This window comes from Streptococcus oralis (assembly GCF_001579175.1).
In the GTDB taxonomy this organism is placed as follows: domain Bacteria; phylum Bacillota; class Bacilli; order Lactobacillales; family Streptococcaceae; genus Streptococcus; species Streptococcus oralis_O.
The window spans coordinates 1-727 of the sequence record NZ_KQ970767.1 but is presented as its reverse complement, the minus strand read 5'-3'; the positions used below and the strand labels follow the sequence as shown (position 1 = coordinate 727).

General features: G+C 39.6%; 1 protein-coding gene and 1 pseudogene. Both read left to right on the top strand.

The genetic code is table 11. From position 1 onward, the window contains the following. Positions 1 to 266, top strand: a pseudogene (locus tag SORDD24_RS10555) (virulence factor); the annotation flags it as partial. 19 nt (positions 267 to 285) lie between these two features. Then, on the top strand, positions 286 to 537 hold the full coding sequence (locus SORDD24_RS10550; RefSeq protein ID WP_001107251.1) for a hypothetical protein: 252 nt from the start codon (positions 286 to 288) through the stop codon (positions 535 to 537). Positions 538 to 727: the final 190 nt, after the last annotated feature.

The following is a 727-nucleotide window of genomic DNA, read 5'->3' as shown; positions in this document are numbered from 1 at the left end:
GGATTGGCACTCATAAGGATCCGTACGTAACGGCAGTCCAGAGGATTTTTGGTCTGATGCAATATAGAGTTTTTGCTCAGACGGACGAAACCAGTGTTCCTCTACTAGCTAACGCCTTATCTGGATCAATGAACCAGTCTGAACTAGAGACTTTGCCTCGTCTGGCGAAAGGACAGTTATTCATGAATATTGCAGGGGTAGGAAATCTGGTCTTTAACCAACAGCTGTTAGCCCCTGAAGTTGAGCGCTATGGCGGTATTGAGTAAGAAAGGAAGGTAAACCAGAATGGCCAAAAATAAACTAGGAATGATTGCCAGGACTAAGCAGAGATTTGATCAATACGTATTGATTCGTAAATATCGCATGCAACAAGAAAGAGATTATTTCGCTTCAGAGGGAGAATCTGATCCAAAACGCCTGGAAGCACAAAAAGAACGAGATAAGGAGTTTTTGAACGGTCTCAAGAAGATTGGAATAGGATTTATTGTATTTTTAGTTTTTTATGGAATTTTGCGAACAATATTAGGATTATGGTAAATAAGCGAGGTATCCATGAAAAAAATATTTAAACTGAAGATCCTCATTCCTTTTGTGGCTCTCCTATTAATTATCAATGTTGGGATAACCATGTTAGTTGGGATAATGGGAGCTGTAACCAATAATGGAAGAAATGATTGTGGTGCTGTAGAAACAACATCTTCAACTGGCGACTCCACAGTTTCTTCAG

Coding starts and splice junctions, on each gene's coding strand:
- SORDD24_RS10550 (WP_001107251.1), top strand. CDS start 286: ATGGCCAAAAATAAACTAGGAATGATTGCCAGGACTAAGCAGAGATTT.